Source organism: Kineococcus auxinigenes (assembly GCF_050871525.1).
Taxonomy (GTDB): Bacteria; Actinomycetota; Actinomycetes; order Actinomycetales; family Kineococcaceae; genus Kineococcus.
This window is the reverse complement of sequence record NZ_JBKBCT010000003.1, coordinates 26151-42308: the sequence shown is the minus strand read 5'-3', so window position 1 is coordinate 42308 and position 16158 is coordinate 26151. Positions and strand designations below refer to the sequence as shown.

Here is a 16158-nt window from a genome sequence, read left to right as displayed (position 1 = left end):
TCGTCCTTCGTCCCTCGTGCCTGGTCCTGCGCCGCCGTCGTGCCGCTCGTCAGAGCATGCAGCTGACGCAGCCCTCGACCTCGGTGCCCTCCAGCGCCATCTGGCGGATGCGCACGTAGTAGATCGTCTTGATGCCCTTGCGCCACGCGTAGATCTGCGCGCGGTTGACGTCGCGGGTGGTGGCGGTGTCCTTGAAGAACAGCGTCAGCGACAGGCCCTGGTCGACGTGCTGGGTGGCCGCCGCGTAGGTGTCGATGATCTTCTCGGGGCCGATCTCGTACGCGTCCTGGTAGTACTCCAGGTTGTCGTTCGTCATGAACGGCGCCGGGTAGTACACGCGGCCGAGCTTGCCCTCCTTGCGGATCTCGATCTTGGAGGCGATCGGGTGGATCGAGGAGGTGGAGTTGTTGATGTAGCTGATGGAGCCGGTGGGCGGCACGGCCTGCAGGTTCTGGTTGAAGATGCCGTGCTGCACCACGGACGCCTTCAGCGACCGCCAGTCGTCCTGCGTGGGGATCGCGATGCCGGCGTCCGCGAACAGCTGCGCGACCCGCTCGGTGGCCGGGGCCCACTCCTGCTCGGTGTACTTGTCGAAGAAGCTGCCGTCGGCGTAGGCGGAGCGCTCGAACCCCTCGAACGTCGTGCCGGTCTCGATGGCGATCTCGTTCGAGGCGCGCAGCGCGTGGAACAGCACCGAGTAGAAGTAGATGTTCGTGAAGTCGATGCCCTCGGCGCTGCCGTAGTGCACGTGCTCGCGGGCCAGGTAGCCGTGCAGGTTCATCTGCCCCAGGCCGATGGCGTGCGAGCGGGAGTTGCCGTGGGCGATGGAGGGCACCGAGCGGATGTCGCTGGCGACGGAGACGGCCGTCAGGGCGCGCACCGCGGTGCCGACCGTGGCACCGAGGTCGCCGCCGTCCATGGCCAGGGCGATGTTCAGCGAGCCCAGGTTGCAGGAGATGTCCTTGCCGACGACCTCGTAGCCGAGGTCCTCGCCCAGCTTGCTGGGGGTGTTGACCTGCAGGATCTCCGAGCAGAGGTTCGACATGTTGATGCGGCCGTCGATCGGGTTGGCCCGGTTCACCGTGTCCTCGAACACGACGTACGGGTAACCCGACTCGAACTGCAGCTCGGCGAGGGTCTGGAAGAAGTCGCGGGCGTTGATCTGCGTCTTGCGGATCCGGTCGTCGGCGACCATCTCGCGGTACTTCTCGGACACCGACAGGTCGCCGAACGGCACGCCGTACACGCGCTCCACGTCGTACGGGGAGAACAGGTGCATCGGCTCGTTGTTCTTGGCGAGCTCGAAGGTGATGTCGGGGACCACGACGCCCAGGCTGAGGGTCTTGATGCGGATCTTCTCGTCCGCGTTCTCCCGCTTGGTGTCCAGGAACCGCATGATGTCGGGGTGGTGCGCCGAGAGGTACACCGCGCCGGCGCCCTGGCGTGCGCCGAGCTGGTTGGCGTAGGAGAAGGAGTCCTCCAGCAGCTTCATCACGGGGATGACGCCGGAGGACTGGTTCTCGATGCGCTTGATGGGCGCGCCGTACTCACGGATGTTGCTCAGCAGCAGCGCCACGCCGCCGCCGCGCTTGGACAGCTGCAGGGCGGAGTTGATGCCGCGGCCGATGGACTCCATGTCGTCCTCGATGCGCAGCAGGAAGCAGGAGACCAGCTCACCGCGGGAGGCCTTGCCGGCGTTGAGGAACGTGGGGGTGGCCGGCTGGAAGCGGCCGCTGACGATCTCGTCGGTGATCGCGGTGGCCAGCGCCTCGTCGCCGGCGGCGAGGGTCAGGGCCGTCATCACGGCGCGGTCCTCGAAGCCCTCGAGGTACTGCTTGCCGTCGAAGCTCTTCAACGCGTAGCTGGTGAAGAACTTGAACGCACCCAGGAAGGTGGCGAAGCGGAACCTCGCGGCGTGGGCGCGGTCGGTGAGCTCGCGCACGAAGGTGCGCGGGTAGCGGTCGAGCACCTCGGCCTCGTAGTACCCCTCGGCGACGAGGTGCTCCAGGCGGGCCTCGAAGCTCTCGAAGGTCGGGGTGTTCGGGATGACGTGCTGCAGGAAGTACTGGCGCGCCGCCTCGCGGTCCGCGTCGAACTGGATGCGCCCCTGCTCGTCCCACAGGTTCAGCATCGCGTTGAGCGAGTGGAAGCCCGGCGAGGCGGGGACGGCCGGCTGCGGCACGGTCCCGGAGACCTCGGGGGCGTCGGAGGTGAGGGTCACAGCGTGTCCAATCCGTCGCGGACGCGACGCACGTCCTCGGGCGTGCCGAAGAGCTCGAAGCGGTACAGGTGGGGAACCCGGCACTTGGCGGCGACGACGTCGCCGGCCACGGCGTAGTGGGTGCCGAAGTTGGTGTTGCCGGCGCCGATGGCGCCCCGCACGAGGGCGCGGTTGGCCGGGTCGTTGAGGAAGCGGACGACCTGCTTGGGCACCGCTCCCGCACCGCCGCCCCCGCCGTAGGTGGGGACGATGAGGACGTAGGGCCGGGTGACGCTCAGGTGCCCGTCGCCGGCGCGCAACGGGATGCGGTGCGCCGGCAGGCCCAGCTTCTCGACGAAGCGGTGGGTGTTGCCCGAGACGCTCGAGAAGTAGACGACGTCGAGCGGCACCGCGTCCGCCTCAGGCGGAGACGGCGGCGAAGCGCTCGGCGAGGGCCTCGATGCGGTCGGGGCGGAAGCCGGACCAGTGCTCGTCGCCGCTGACGACGACGGGGGCCTGGACGTGACCCAGGGCGCGCACCGCCTGCAGCGCCTGCGCGTCGCTGGTGACGTCCACGACCTCGTAGGGCAGGCCCTTGCGGTCGAGCGCGCGGTAGGTCGCCTTGCACTGCACGCAGGACGGCGTGCTGTAGACGGTGATGCTCATGGGGTGGTCCTTCCCTCGGGTGCGAGCCCGGCGTGCTGGGGTGAGTCAGACACTACCCCTAGGGGGCGACATCGCAAGGCACCACAAGATGGTGTGTCACACGCGTGTGATTTCCCCAGGCTGTGGAAGCGGTGGACAACCACCCCGCCCGAGCCCGTGACCTGCGCCGTTGCTCCGGGGAGGTGTGGGGAACGTGTGGAGAACAACCGGAAGTAACAGGATTATCACGGAGCGTCAATGGCGTGTCGCGCCCGGCGCGCCCCCGTCGCGCCGGGGCCGGTGCTCAGGGCGAGCGGACCAGGCCCTGCGCACGCACCGTCCAGGACCCGTCGGCGGGGAAGCCCGGGGCGTGCCTGCCGCCGTCACCGTCCCAGCCACCGGCCATGAGCGCCACGGCGGCGAGCAGGCCGCCGTTGCCGGGCAGGTACAGCGGCAGCACCGGCGTCTGGTGGTTGTGCCCGCTGGGCAGGTAGCGGTTCTTGGCCACGGGCGACAGAAGGGCGTCGACGGCCAGGTTCGGCTCCCCCGCCCGGGCGGCCGCCATCGCGATCGCCGGGAAGTCCCAGCCCCACGCGCTGGCCCAGTCCCAGTCGGCCAGCACGTCGTGCAGCGTCGCGCGCACCACCGCGGGGTCGACGAGGCCGGTGGCGGGCACCACGCCCGAGGCGCACAACATCGACGGGTGGTCGGTGCGGCGCGTCGGCTCGTCGCGGTCCAGGGCCGCCAGCAGCCCGTCGCGCACCCGCGGCGCCGCCAGCCGGTCGGCGACCCGCTCCCAGGCCGGGTCCGGCTCCGCCCCCAGGCGCCGGGACCACGCGGCGGCCGTGCGCAGGCTCCAGCGCCACTGCGCCAGCTCGAACGCGGGGTCGCTCGCGCTCTCGCGCACGTCCGCCCACGACTCCTGCGCCGGCACCAGGGGCGGGCCCAGGTGCAGGCGCCCGTCCGGGCCCGGCACGGGCAGCGCGGCGGCGAACCGGGCCGTCTCGGCCACCAGCGGTGCCCACCGCCGCAGCACCTCCGCCTCCCGCGGCGTGCCGGCGGCGCTGCGGCGCACCAGTTCCGCCAGGTGGATCGGGTGCGGTTGCTGCCACAGCAGGAAGGGGCCGATGTCGCTGGGCGTCTCCTCCCCCTCCGGGGTCACCTGCTTCGGCCAGCGCGCCCCGGGCAGGCCCTGCCGCCGCGCCGTGCGCTGCGCGCGCGGCAGGACGCGCTCGTACCAGCCCAGACTGCGCTCGAGCAGGTCCGCGCGCCCCCACAGCGGGAAGTGGGCGGCGTGCCACCAGTGCATCTCCAGGTGGCTCCGGCCGCGCCAGCTGTTGACCACCAGCCCCGTCTCGGCCGGCGGCAGGGTGCCGGCGCTGTGCAGAGCGGTGGTGAACTGCGACAGCACGAGGCGCCGCTGCAGCTCCGGCGCGCGCGGGTCGCGGCTGCCGGTGACGTCGACGACGGCGCCGCGCTCCCAGAACGCCGCCCAGTGCGCACCGGAATCAGCCAGGCACCGCTCCACGCCCGGCACGGCGGAGGGCTCCCCGAGGCCGGGCACCAGCACGAGGTCCAGGCCAGCGCCGCGCGGGAGGACGTCCACGGCGTGCGCCCCGGCACCGTGCACGTCGCCGTCGGTGCGCACGTCGACGCGGTAGGAGGTCGCGTCGAGGCGGCGCTCGACCACGTGACCGCCCGCGGTGCGGCGCAGGACGCTGCTGTGCGCCTGCGGGCGGGAGTCGTCGCGCGCGAGGTTCCACGACGTCGAGGCGGCACCGAACGTCAGGCGCACCCCGATCCCGCGCAGGTCGCCGCGCACCCGCACGGCCAGGGCGTCGACGTCCGGGTGCGCCGTGGTGGTGACCTCCAGCAGGCGCCCGGCCAGGTCCACGCGGCTGGTCAGGGTCCCCGCCCACAGGTCCAGGCGCTGTTCCGCGTCGTACAGCTCGTGCGGGCGAGCCGGGCGCCCGTCGACCGTGAACCCGGCCCGGAAGAGGTCGAAGCGGTGGGGGTTGGCCCGCAACCACGCCTCCGCGGCCGTCAAGCCGTCCGCGCTGCGCCCGTCGGCGCCGCGCGTCATGTCCACGTACGTGGCCGGGCCGTGCGGGGTGTCCAGCACCCGCTCGGCGTCCGCAGTGCGGAAGCCCCGCGGGTTCGGATCGCTGTGCCAGGCCCACTCCGCGAGCGTGCCGAGCATCGTCCCGGCCGGGCCGCCGCCCGCGTCCGGCAGCGGGTGCAGCTGCGGGAACGTCTGCAGACCGGTGACGTCGACCGTCGCGGCGAACCGCCCGTTGCCCACGGACAGCGGGCTGTCCGGCAGGACGCCGCGCACGACGACGTCGTGCGCGCGCACCAGCGCGCGGCGGTCGACGCCGGGGTGGACGCCGCCGCTCACGCCCCGATCGCCTGGCCGACCTGCTCCCGGAACGCCTCGGCCGCCGCCGCCGGGTCGGTCCGCCCGAAGAGGACGTCGGCGTTCAGGCGCTCGACGACGCCGCGCGTCTCCGTGGAACCCACGGGGCCGATGACGAGGGCGTCGCCCACCACCGGGGTGACGCGGGCGATGAACTCCGCCTGCGCCCGCTGGTCGTCGTCGAACTCCGGCAGGACCGCCTCGAGCACGTCGGGGTTCGTCGGGATCCCCCGGTCCGCCTTGACGATCCTCCCGGCTTCCGGGGTGTTGACGAGGAAGTCGACCAGGCGCGCCGCCTCCTCGGGGTGCTCGGTGCGGCTGCTGATCGAGTACAGCTGCGACGCCTGCAACCACATGCCCGGCTGCTCCACCGACTCGCCGGGCGCGCGCAGCAGCTGCAGCGGCTGCCCGGACGCGGCCCGCAGCGCGGGCAGCGTGTTGCTCCAGCCCAGCATCATGCCGGCGAGGCCGCGTCCCATGAGGGTCTGCTCCGGTGCGGCGTCGGCCAGCAGCTCCGTCGTCAGCGAAGCCGGCGGCGTCGCCCCCTCGCCCGACATCCGCAGCGTGGTCGTCCACCACTCCTCGAGCGTGGCCGCGGAGATCGCCAACCCACCGTCCTCGGTGTACAGGCCTTCGCCGCGCTGGCGGGAGAACAGGTCCAGCGCGTCGGCCGTCGTCGGGTCGACCGCGCCGTAGGTGCCCTCGGGGGTGGCGGCCGAGAGCTCCGCAGCGATCCGCTCGAAGTCCTCCCACGTCCAGGTGGCGTCGTCCGGCAGGGCGGTCCCGGTCTGCTCGAAGAGGACCGGGTTCACGACCAGGCAGTACGTGTTCACCCCGGTGGGCACCCCGTACTGCACTCCCGAGAACTCGCCGTTCGACAGCGCCGCCGCGTCGATCCGGTCGAGCCGGAGGACGTCGGCGACCTCGGAGAGGTCCAGCAGCGCGCCGCGGTCGCCGTACTCGCGGGGGTAGGCACCCCCGAGCGTGATGACGTCCGGGGCGTCGTTCGCGGCGACATTCGTCGCGAGCCGGTCGAAGTAACCGGTGAAGTCCGCCCACTCACCGGCCACGGTGGTACCGGGGTTCGCCGCCTGGAACGCGTCGATCGCCCGCTGCGTGGCGGCGGCCCGGTCGGCGTTGCCCCACCAGGAGAACCGCAGGGCCGCCGCACCCTCCCCGCCGCCGCCGCCGTCGCCGCCACCGCAGCCGGTGGTGGCGCCGAGCGCAGCCAGGCCCGTGAGCCCGACGAGACGGCGGCGGGTAATCCGCGGGCCGTGCCCGTTCCACGGAGACGTCATCGTCGTGGTCCCTCCCGGTCCGCGACAGCGCGGACGACTCTGTGAAAGGCTTTCCGTGAAACGTTTCTACGGGACGCTCCCGACAGGGTCAAGGTCGCGGGAACCGAAACTTCCCGAAACTCCGCGGACTCGGCGGGAACCTCGTCAGAACCTGCGGTTCACCAGCACGGGCAGCACCTCGCGGGTCCGCTGCACCTCGCCCGGGTCGACGTCCACCACGAGGCGGCCGGTCCCCGGGCCGAGCTGCGCCAGCACCTGCCCCAGGGGCCCGGCCACCAGCGAGCGCCCCACCCCCGTCGGGGCGTCCGAGGGCACCCCGAGGTCGGCCTGGCCGCACGCGACCACGGAGCAGGTGGAGTCCAGCGCGCGGGCGCGCACCAGCAGTTCCCACTGCTCCGCCTTGCCCGGCCCGGCCCCCCAGGAGGCCGCCACGGCCACCACCGAGGCGCCCCGGTCCGCGAGCGCGGTGAACAACCCCGGGAAGCGCACGTCGTAGCAGGTGGCCAGCCCCACCCCGACCCCGTCGACCTCGACGACGACCGGCTCGCGCCCCGGCTCGACGGCGTCGGACTCGGCGTACCCGAAGGCGTCGTAGACGTGGATCTTGTCGTAGTGCGCGCGCACGCCGGCTCCGCGCACCAGCAGGGTGTTGCGGACCCGCCCGCCCTCCCCCGGGGTGAAGGCGCCCGCCACCACCGTCAGCCCGGCCTCGTCGGCCAGGCGCTCCAGCTCGGCGGCCCACGGCCCGTCGACCGGCTCGGCGACGGGCGCCAGCGGCACCCCGAAGCGGCACATCGTCGCCTCGGGCAGCACCAGCAGCCGCGCGCCCGCCCCGCGGGCCGCGGCGACCTCCGCGGCGACCAGCTCGAGGTTGGCGCGCGGGTCGCCGGTGCTGCTGATCTGGCCGAGCGCGACGCGCACGGGTCCCCCTCCCCCAGCGCGGTCCCTCGCCGCCCGGACGGACCCGATCCTGCCCTCCCGCGCGTTGGCGGGCACACTCCTGCGGTGAGCGCGACGCACCTGCTGCTGCTCCTGGACCTGGTGGGCGTGCTCGCCTTCGCCCTCGACGGGGCGCTGACGGCCATGCGCCGCACCACGCTCGACCTGTTCGGGGTGGTCACCCTGGGGGTCATCACCGCGATCGGCGGCGGGATGCTGCGCGACGTGCTGCTGGGCGAGCTGCCGCCGGCGTCCCTGCGCACCTGGTACTACCTGGCGACCGCCACGGCCGGCGGCCTGATCGCGTTCTGGGGGCACGCGCTGCTGGCGCGGCTGTCGCGGCCGCTGCTGCTCTTCGACACGATGGGGTTGTCGCTGTTCGCGGTGACCGGTGCGCGCGTGGCCGTGGAGGCGGGGCTGGGGCCGGGGCAGGCGGTGCTGCTGGGCGCGCTGACCGCCGTGGGCGGCGGCACGATGCGCGACGTGCTGGTGCGGCAGGTGCCCACGATCCTCACCGGTGGGCTGTACGCGATCCCCGCGCTGCTGGGCGCCGCCGCCGCCGCGCTGGGCCCGGAACTGGGCGGGCGGCCCCTGGTGTGGGCGCTGGCCGGGGCGGCGCTGTGCGCGGTCCTGCGCGCCGGGGGTGTGCTGCGCGGCTGGCAGGCGCCGCGCGCCACGCTGCGCACCCCCGACGAGCTGGAGGAGTAGGGCTCAGCCCAGCGGCTTCAGCCCCGGGGGACCACGCGCACCGGGGTGGTGGTGACGCGGTCGAAACCGACCGTGCGCAGCGCCCCGGTGAGCCGGAACGAGCCGGTGCACGGGGTGTCCGCGGCGGAGGTGCCGACGAGCACCTCCACCTCGCCGGGCTCGACGACGCGCTCACCGCGGCGGCCGGTGAAGCTGGTGCGGTCCGCGTGCACCTCGAACGTCACCCGCGCCGCCTCGCCGGCCTGCAGCGGGACCCGGGTGAAACCGGTCAGCTCGCGCACCGGGCGGGTCACCTGGGCGAGCACGTCGTGCAGGTACAGCTGCACGACCTCCTCCCCCGCGACCGCACCGGTGTTGCGCACCGTCACGGACACCTCGACGGAACCGTCGGTGGGCACCTCGGCGCTGGACAGCTGCAGGTCCTGGACCGCGAACGCGGTGTACGACAGCCCGTGGCCGAACGGGAACAGCGGCGTGGGGTCGAGGTTGCTGATGCCCTGGCTGTCCGCGCCCAGCGGGGGCTGCAGGTAGGTGCCGGGCTGGCCGCCGTGGGTGGCGGGCACCTGCACGGGCAGCTTGCCGCTGGGGTTCACGCGCCCGGACAGCACCCCGGCGATCGCGCCGCCGCCCTCCTCACCGGGCATGAACGCCTGCACGACCGCGGCGGCGCCGGTCAGCTCGCCCAGGGCGTAGGGCCGGCCGGAGACGACGACGAGGACGACGGGGGTGCCGGTGGCGATGAGCTCGCGCACCAGGTCCTCCTGGACGCCCGGCAGGCGCAGGTCGTCGGCGTCGCAGCCCTCGCCGGAGGTGCCGGCGCCGAACATGCCGGCGCGGTCGCCGACGACGGCCACGACGACGTCGGCGCCGCGGGCGGCCTCCACGGCGGCGGGGATGCCGGAGGGGTCCTGCTCGCGCACGTCGCACCCGCGCTCGTGCACGACCTCCCACGCGGCGCCGGGTTCGGCTCGCAGCGCCTCCAGGACGGTGGGCACCTCAGTGCCCAGCCCGAGCTGCGGGTAGCGGGGCAGCACGTGGTTGGCGAAGGAGTAGCAGCCCATGAAGGTGTTCGGGTCGTCCGCGCACGGGCCGACGACGGCGACGCGGCGCGCGGTGGCGGGCGCCAGCGGCAGGGTGCCGTCGTTCGCGAGGAGCACCACGCTGCGCTCGGCCAGTTCGCGGGCGATGGCGCGGTTGCCCGCGGAGTCCAGCTCGCGCCCCTCGCCGGCGGCGACGGAACCCTCCGGGGTCCAGTCGGCGTCCAGAAGGCCGAGCTCGGCCTTCTGCGTCAGCAGGCGGCGCAGCGCCCGGTCCACGTAGGACTCCTCGACCACGCCGGTGCGCACGGCGGCCACGAGGCGGTCGCCGAAGCAGAGGGTGTCGGGCAGCTCCACGTCGATGCCGGCGCGCAGCGCCTGCACGCCCGCGTCGGTCTCGTCGGCGGCGGTGCGGTGCATCGAGGCCAGGAACGCGATGGCGGAGTAGTCCGAGACGACGGTGCCGGTGAAGCCCCACCGGTCGCGCAGCAGCTCGGTGAACAGCCGCTCGTCGGAGACCGCTGGCACGCCGTCGACGTCGGTGTAGGAGTTCATCACCGAGCGGGCGCCGCCGTGGCGCAGCGCCGCCTCGAACGGCGGCAGGACGACGTCGGCGAACTCGCGCGGGCCCATCGAGACGGGGCCGTGGTTGCGGGCGGCGCGCGAGGCGGAGTACCCGGCGAAGTGCTTCAGGGTGGCGACGACGTCGGCGCTCTGCAGGCCGCGCACGTAGGCGGCGCCCAGGGTGGAGACGAGGTGGGGGTCCTCGCCCATGGTCTCCTCGACGCGCCCCCAGCGGTAGTCGCGCACGACGTCCAGGACGGGCGAGAGGCCCTGGTGCACGCCGACGGCGCGCATGTCCGCGCCGATCGCGGCGGCCATGCGCTCGACGAGAGCGGGGTCGAAGGTCGCGCCCCACGCCAGCGCCGCCGGGTAGACGGTGGCGCCGAAGGCGGTGAAGCCCGTCAGGCACTCCTCGTGCACGATCGCGGGGACGCCCAGGCGGGTGCGCTCGACGATGGAGCGCTGCAGGCGCACGACCTCCGCGCGGCCCTCCTCGACGCTGACCGGGCGGGAGCCGAACACGCGGGTGAGGTGCCCCAGGCCGTGCCGGCTGGCCTCCTCGAACTCCACCGCACCGGCGGAGAAGACGTCCTGCAGGGGGGCGACGTTGCCGGTGCCGGTGACCTCCGCGGGCGCCACGGCCCCCTCGCCGCCGCCGTGGCTGTTGCCCACCCACCGGCTGCCGAGCTGGGCGACCTTCTCCTCCAGCGTCATCTCCGCCAGCAGCGCCTCGGCGCGCTCGGCGGGCGGCAGCGACGTGTCGTGCCAGGGGCGGGGCTGCGCGTCGGCGGGCGCGGTGGCCGGCTGGTCGAGCGTGGTCATGGTGCTCCTCGGTGGGGCCGCGCCGGGTGCGGGCGGCGGTGGGGTGGTCAGCTGCCGTCGGGGCGCAGCACGGTGGCGAGCGCGGCGAGGGTGCGGGCGATGCCCTGCTGCCCGCCGCCCTCGTGGCCGTTGTAGGGGTACACCTCGATCTGCTTCGGGCCGGCGTAGTGGTGGTGGGCGGCGAAGACGGTCGAGGGTGGGCAGGTCGAGTCCATCAGGCCGGTGGAGAACCAGGCGGGCGCGCTCGCGCGGGCGCCGAGGTTCACCGCGTCGACGTACGACAGCGTGCGGAACACCTGCTCGACCTTCTCGCGGTTCCCGGCCAGGAACCGGCCCAGCTCGGCGTACGGGTGGGCGTCGGTGATCTCGCTGGCGCGCCGGTAGTGGCACAGGAACGGCACGTCGGCCACCACGCCGCGCAGGTCGTCGGCCAGGCCGGACACGGCCAGCGCGAGCCCGCCGCCCTGGCTGCCGCCGATCACGGCCACGCGGGCGGGGTCGACGAGCGGGTGGGTGCGCACGGCGTCCACCGCGCGCACCGCGTCGGTGATCAGGCGGCGCAGGTAGTGCTTCTCGGGCGACTCCACGCCCCGGGTGAGGAACCCGGGGGTGGCCGGGCCGGTACCGCCCTCGTCGACGTCGGGGGTGACGGCGCGGTGGTTGCCGCCGCCGCCCTGCCCGCGGCTGTCCACCACCAGGTGCGCGTAGCCGGCGGCGGAGGGCACGAGGTTGATCCACGGCTCGCCGCGGCCGCCGCCGTAGCCGATGTACTGCACGACGGCGGGGCCCGGCTCGGTGCGCCCGGCGGGCACGAGCAGCCAGCCGGCGATCGGCTGCCCGCCGTACCCGGGGAAGCGGACGTCGAAGACGTCCACGGTGCGCAGGCCCGCGTCCACGCGCTCGCCGCGCAGCTGCGCGGGGTGGGCGCGGGCCGCGGTGAGGGTCCGCTCCCAGAAGGCGTCGAGGTCGGCGGGCTCGTCCCGCTCGGGCGCGTACTCGCGCAGCCGCTCCAGCGGCCAGTCCACGAAGGCCACGGCTACTCCCCCTCCCGCTCGGCGCCGGCACCAGTATGACCGCTCTTTCCGGAAGCCGTACCGGAAAGCGCCGGGGTGCGCAGCACGACCACGTCCCGAGGGGCCAGCCGCAGGTCCTGCCCGGCGGCGACGTCGCGCCCGTCCAGCAGCGAGCGGCCGGCGCGGTCGGCGGCCACGACGACCTCCTCCTCGCCGTGGTTGAGCAGGAAGAGGTAGCGGGCGTCGTCGCGGACGCGCTCGGTGACCTCCAGCCCGCGCACCCAGCCGTACGGCGAGCGGACCCCGGCACCGGCCAGCGCCCGGTCCACCACCCACTCGACGCCGGCCGGTTCCAGGCTCGTGGCGACGTACCAGGCACGCCCCTCCCCCACGCCGTGGCGGGTGACGGCGGGGGTGCCGGCGTAGAAGTCGGCCGTGTACTCGGCCACGACCTCCGCGCCGCGCGGCTCGACGACGTCGAAGACGAGGTTGCCCGCCCAGGGTCCGCTCTCGGCCGGGGCGGGGACGTCGGCCCAGCCACCCACCGGGCGCACGGGGTTGACGTCCTCGGCGGGCAGCGCGTCGGTCTCGGTGACGCGGATCCCGAGGACGTCCGAGAGCGGGCCGGGCACGTCGGCGAGGAAGGCGTTGTCGTCCTCGTCGACGCGGCCGCTGAGCCAGGTGGTCAGGAAGGTGCCGCCGGAGGCGACGAACCGCTCGACGCGCTCGGCGAGGTCGCCCTTCACCACGTGCAGCAGCGGGGCGACGACCACGTCGTAGCCGTCCAGGTCGGTGTCCACCGGCACGACGTCCACGCCCACGTTCGCCGCCTGCAGCGCGGCGTAGTAGCGGCGCACCACCTCGAGGTAGTTCACCAGGCGGGAGGGGCCGTCGGAGATCTCCACCGCCCACCAGGAGTCCCAGTCGAAGAGCACGGCGACGCGCGCGGGGGTCCGGGCGCCGACGACCTCCTCGCGCAGGGCGGCGAGCTCCGCACCCAGGGCGGCGACCTCGGCGAAGACGCGCGTGTCGTCGCGGCCGGAGTGGTCGATGACGGCGCCGTGGTACTTCTCGCAGGCCCCGCGGGACTGGCGCATCTGGAAGAACAGCACGGCGTCGGCGCCGTGGGCGACGGCCTGCCAGCTCCACAGCCGCATGACGCCGGGGCGCTTGACGGGGTTGACGTCGCGCGAGGCGGTGGTGCTGGGCGTCTGCTCCATGAGCCAGAACGGCGCACCCCCCTTCAGCCCGCGCACCAGGTCGTGCGCGAGGGCCATGCGGTCCTGCGACTTCGCGTCCGGCGGGTAGTTGTCCCACGAGGCGAAGTCCAGGTGCGGGGCCCAGCGGTGGTAGTCCAGCGGCCGGTAGGCGCCCATGAAGTTGGTCGTGACCGGGATGCCGGGGGTGATCCGGTTCAGGACCTCCTTCTCCTGCAGGTACGAGGAAATCATGCTGTCGGTGGTGAAGCGCAGGTAGTCCAGCGTGATGCCCTGGAAGGCGGTGTGGTTCGGCCCGCGCCAGTGCTCGCTGAGGGCGTTAGGGGGCACCACGTCGTCCCACGCGTGCATCGTGTGCGACCAGAACGTGGTGTTCCAGGCGTCGTTGAGGCGCTCCAGGGTGCCGTAGCGCCGCTGCAGCCACACCCGGAACGCCGCGGCGCAGTTCTCGCAGTAGCAGGCGCCGCCGTACTCGTTGCCCACGTGCCAGGCGACCACGTTGCCCAGGTGCGCGTAGCGCTGCGCGAGCTGCTCGACGTACGCGGTGGCGAACCGGTGGAAGGAGGGGCTGTTCGGGCAGGCGTTGTGGCGCTGGCCGTAGACGTGCTTGCGGCCCTCGAAGTCCACGCGGGTGACGTCGGGGTACTTCCGCGCCAGCCACGCCGGGTGGGCTCCGGTGCCCGTGGCCAGGACCACCTGCTTGCCGGCGTCGCGCAGCCGGTGCAGGACGTCGTCGAGCTCGGAGAAGTCGTACGTGGTCTCGTCGCGCTGCAGCAGGCCCCACGAGAACACCCCGACGGTGAGGGTCTCGATGGAAGCCTTGTCGAACAGCCGCAGGTCCTCCTCGCGCACCTCGACCGGCCACTGCTCGGGGTTGTAGTCGCCGCCGTAGCGGATCTTCGCCTCGTTCACCGTGCTCCCTCGTGATCCGTCCCGTCGCCGGGCCCGTCCTGCTGCGTGAACTCCTCCGCCACCAGCTGCACCGCGCCGCGCGTCACCATCGCCAGCAGCAGCACCCACAGGCTCGCCGCCGCCAGCGCCAGCCACAGCGACGTCAGCGCCAGGGCCCCGGCCAGCACCAGCAGCCCCACCACGCCCAGCGCCGTGCCCGGCCGGCGGCCCAGCACGTGCACCGCCAGGCGGGCCGCGTCGCGGGTGCGGAACCGGAACGGGGTCGCGATCACCAGGGCGGTGAGCGCCACCACGACGAGCAGGGCAGCGGTCGCGGCCAGCACCCCGCGCACCACCTGGCCGCCCGGTGCGGCACCGGCGGCGTCGGCCGACAGGGCGAGCACGACCAGCACGGCGACCGCCGGCAGCCACAGGCGCAGCGCGTCCGCGGCGTTGCGCCGCCACCCGCGCCAGAAGGTGCGGGCCGGGGAGTCGTCGTCGCCGGCGAGCTGGCGGTCGGCGCAGTGCAGCGCCGCCGCCAGCGCCGGCCCCAGCGGCAGCGCCGCCGCACCGAAGAGCGGTGCGTTCGACGGGTCCGGGACGAGCACCGCGGTGAGCGCGATGCCGGGCGCGCAGGCCGCGAGGAAGCACGCCTCGACGACCACGGCCCGGTGCACGCCCTCGCAGGCCCGCCACAGCAGACCGTCGTGCGGCGTCAGCCGCTGGGTGGTGCTCACGCCCGGCTCACGCCTTCGCCTCGGTGTACGCCTTGTTCACCAGTTCCAGGTAGCGGGTGGACCCGCGCTGCTCCAGCTCGCCGACGTAGGCGTCCCAGTCGGCCAGGCTGCGCTGGCCGGTGATGAACTGCAGGGTGGACTGGTCCACGAAGTCCTGCAGCGGCTTCGCCAGCAACGTGATCTGCTCCTGCTCGACCTGGCTGTAGGGGTGCGCCGGCAGCGGCTCCACGGGCGTCTTGGCCGTCATGGCCTCCTGGAACGCCAGCTCCTCCTCGCTCATCATGGAGTGCAGCAGCTCGGTGGAGCCGCCGTAGGAGAAGTTGCCCTGCGAGAAGCCGTAGTCGATGCGCAGGTCCTTGGTGCCGGCCGGGTTCAGCCCGGTGTAGTTGATGTCCGGCATCAGGGAGCGCTTGCCGGAGGCGTCCTTGGTGTAGGTGGTGCCCTCCACGCCCCACTTGGCGAACTCGCGACCCTCGGCGCTGTAGAACAGCCAGTCGATGAACTGCATCAGCGCCTGGAAGTCGTCGCGCTCGGCCGCCGCCGCGGAGATCATGATGCCGTTCTCCAGGCGGGAGCCGCCGATGAGGTCGCCGGCCGGACCGGAGGGCACGACGATCTTGGAGATGGCGTAGTTGCCTGCGCCGATCGACTGGTCCATCTGCGCCCGGTACACCGACGGGTCCTGCGAGTTGCCCGAGATGGCGTAGGAGCGGCCACTGGTGAACTTCGCCTGGGCCGCGTCGTCGGTCTGGGTGAAGCTCTCCGGGTCCATCAGGCCCTTCGACACCAGACCGGCGAAGTACTCCACCATCGACTTGTACTCGTCGGTGGCGGCGGCGAAGACGAACTCGTCGTTGTCCTCGTCGAACTGCAGGCCCTCGCCGTACCCCCAGCCGCCCACGGTGCCGAAGGAGACGGCGCCGTAGTTCAGGACGCTCTTGCCCTCGTAGCGGTCGGAGAACGGGATGGAGCCGGGGTCGGTCTGCTTGATCGCCGCCAGGGCGCTCTCGACCTCGTCCCAGCTGGTGGGCAGCGGCACGCCGGCCTTCTCGAAGACGTCGGTGCGCACGATGAGGGTGTAGTCCGGCCACAGCGCCTCGTGCAGGCCGGGCAGGACGTAGTACTTGCCGTCCTTCTGCTTGAGGGTGTCGACCTCGCTCTGCAGGTCCCACTTCTCGACCTGGTCGCGGAAGTGCGGCATGAGGTCGGTGTAGTCGCTGACGGGCAGCACCACGCCGGAGGCCACGAACGGCGTCTCCTGGCCCGGGTAGGTCTTGGGGATGATGATCGGCGAGTCGCCGGCGCTGACGACGAGGCTGCGCTTCTGCTCGTAGTCGCTGGCCGGGACGATGGTGAAGTCCAGGCCGACGTCGGTGTTCTCCTTCAGCGCCGTCCAGAAGAGCCAGTCCTCCTTGAAGGGGTAGGTGGGCTGGTCCGAGAAGAGGCTGGTGTACGTCAGCGGCGCCGTCGCCTTGAAGGCGGTGCCGGCGTCGTAGTCCTGCATGGCGCCGGTGGTCTTGTCGCTGACGTCGGCGCCGTCCTCGCCGCCACCGCCGCAGGCGGCCAGGGCGCCGCCGGTCAGGGCCACGAGGCCGGCGAGGGTGGTGCGGCGGGTCAGCGTGCGGGTGGACGGGGAGGTCGAGGTGCGGTTCACGGGGTGCGCTCCAAGGA

Annotated in this window: 12 protein-coding genes; 1 reads left to right on the top strand and 11 read right to left on the bottom strand. The window is 73.4% G+C overall.

The window, feature by feature from the left end:
* Positions 1-49: 49 nt before the first annotated feature.
* The 6 genes from nrdE to ACRYR9_RS02060 all read right to left on the bottom strand — a co-directional run bounded on the left by nrdE (position 50) and on the right by ACRYR9_RS02060 (position 7480).
* A complete protein-coding gene (gene nrdE, locus ACRYR9_RS02085) occupies positions 50-2182 on the bottom strand; it encodes a class 1b ribonucleoside-diphosphate reductase subunit alpha (RefSeq protein WP_432491611.1) in 2133 nt (710 codons plus the stop codon).
* Between the two features lie 35 nt (positions 2183-2217).
* Complete coding sequence (gene nrdI, locus ACRYR9_RS02080; protein WP_432491503.1) at positions 2218-2610, bottom strand: class Ib ribonucleoside-diphosphate reductase assembly flavoprotein NrdI; 393 nt, start codon at positions 2608-2610, stop codon at positions 2218-2220.
* A gap of 10 nt (positions 2611-2620) precedes the next feature.
* Positions 2621-2866 (bottom strand): glutaredoxin-like protein NrdH, encoded by a 246-nt coding sequence (gene nrdH / locus ACRYR9_RS02075; RefSeq protein ID WP_432491501.1) that lies wholly within the window; start codon positions 2864-2866, stop codon positions 2621-2623.
* Between the two features lie 283 nt (positions 2867-3149).
* A complete protein-coding gene (locus tag ACRYR9_RS02070; RefSeq protein WP_432491499.1) occupies positions 3150-5243 on the bottom strand; it encodes a hypothetical protein in 2094 nt (697 codons plus the stop codon).
* Positions 5240-6559 (bottom strand): ABC transporter substrate-binding protein, encoded by a 1320-nt coding sequence (locus ACRYR9_RS02065; protein WP_432491497.1) that lies wholly within the window; start codon positions 6557-6559, stop codon positions 5240-5242. Before ACRYR9_RS02065 ends, ACRYR9_RS02070 begins: the two co-directional genes overlap by 4 nt.
* Positions 6560-6703: 144 nt before the next feature.
* On the bottom strand, positions 6704-7480 hold the full coding sequence (locus ACRYR9_RS02060; RefSeq protein ID WP_432491495.1) for a carbon-nitrogen hydrolase family protein: 777 nt from the start codon (positions 7478-7480) through the stop codon (positions 6704-6706).
* A gap of 84 nt (positions 7481-7564) precedes the next feature.
* On the opposite strand from ACRYR9_RS02060, the gene ACRYR9_RS02055 reads away from it, so the two are divergent.
* Positions 7565-8206 carry a trimeric intracellular cation channel family protein gene (locus ACRYR9_RS02055; RefSeq protein ID WP_432491493.1) on the top strand — a complete coding sequence of 214 codons (642 nt, stop codon included), beginning with the start codon at positions 7565-7567 and terminating at the stop codon, positions 8204-8206.
* A gap of 17 nt (positions 8207-8223) precedes the next feature.
* On the opposite strand, the gene ACRYR9_RS02050 is transcribed toward ACRYR9_RS02055, so the two are convergent.
* From ACRYR9_RS02050 to ACRYR9_RS02030, 5 genes are read right to left on the bottom strand one after another with little or no spacing between them, the layout of a single operon-like run.
* Positions 8224-10629 carry a beta-xylosidase/alpha-l-arabinosidase gene (locus ACRYR9_RS02050; RefSeq protein ID WP_432491491.1) on the bottom strand — a complete coding sequence of 802 codons (2406 nt, stop codon included), beginning with the start codon at positions 10627-10629 and terminating at the stop codon, positions 8224-8226.
* 47 nt (positions 10630-10676) lie between these two features.
* Positions 10677-11663: an acetylxylan esterase gene (locus ACRYR9_RS02045; protein WP_432491489.1), complete on the bottom strand. Its 987-nt coding sequence runs from the start codon at positions 11661-11663 to the stop codon at positions 10677-10679.
* 2 nt (positions 11664-11665) lie between these two features.
* Complete coding sequence (locus ACRYR9_RS02040; protein ID WP_432491487.1) at positions 11666-13771, bottom strand: beta-galactosidase; 2106 nt, start codon at positions 13769-13771, stop codon at positions 11666-11668.
* Positions 13768-14487 (bottom strand): DUF624 domain-containing protein, encoded by a 720-nt coding sequence (locus ACRYR9_RS02035; RefSeq protein ID WP_432491485.1) that lies wholly within the window; start codon positions 14485-14487, stop codon positions 13768-13770. Before ACRYR9_RS02035 ends, ACRYR9_RS02040 begins: the two co-directional genes overlap by 4 nt.
* 7 nt (positions 14488-14494) lie before the next feature.
* Positions 14495-16141, bottom strand: a complete 1647-nt coding sequence (locus tag ACRYR9_RS02030) for an ABC transporter substrate-binding protein (RefSeq protein ID WP_432491483.1) — start codon at positions 16139-16141, stop codon at positions 14495-14497.
* Between the last annotated feature and the right edge of the window lie 17 nt (positions 16142-16158).

What these genes read in the sequence shown, in the direction of transcription:
- nrdH (WP_432491501.1), bottom strand. Translation starts at nt 2,866, where the DNA reads ATGAGCATCACCGTCTACAGCACGCCGTCCTGCGTGCAGTGCAAGGCG.
- ACRYR9_RS02065 (WP_432491497.1), bottom strand. Translation starts at nt 6,559, where the DNA reads ATGACGTCTCCGTGGAACGGGCACGGCCCGCGGATTACCCGCCGCCGT.
- ACRYR9_RS02050 (WP_432491491.1), bottom strand. Translation starts at nt 10,629, where the DNA reads ATGACCACGCTCGACCAGCCGGCCACCGCGCCCGCCGACGCGCAGCCC.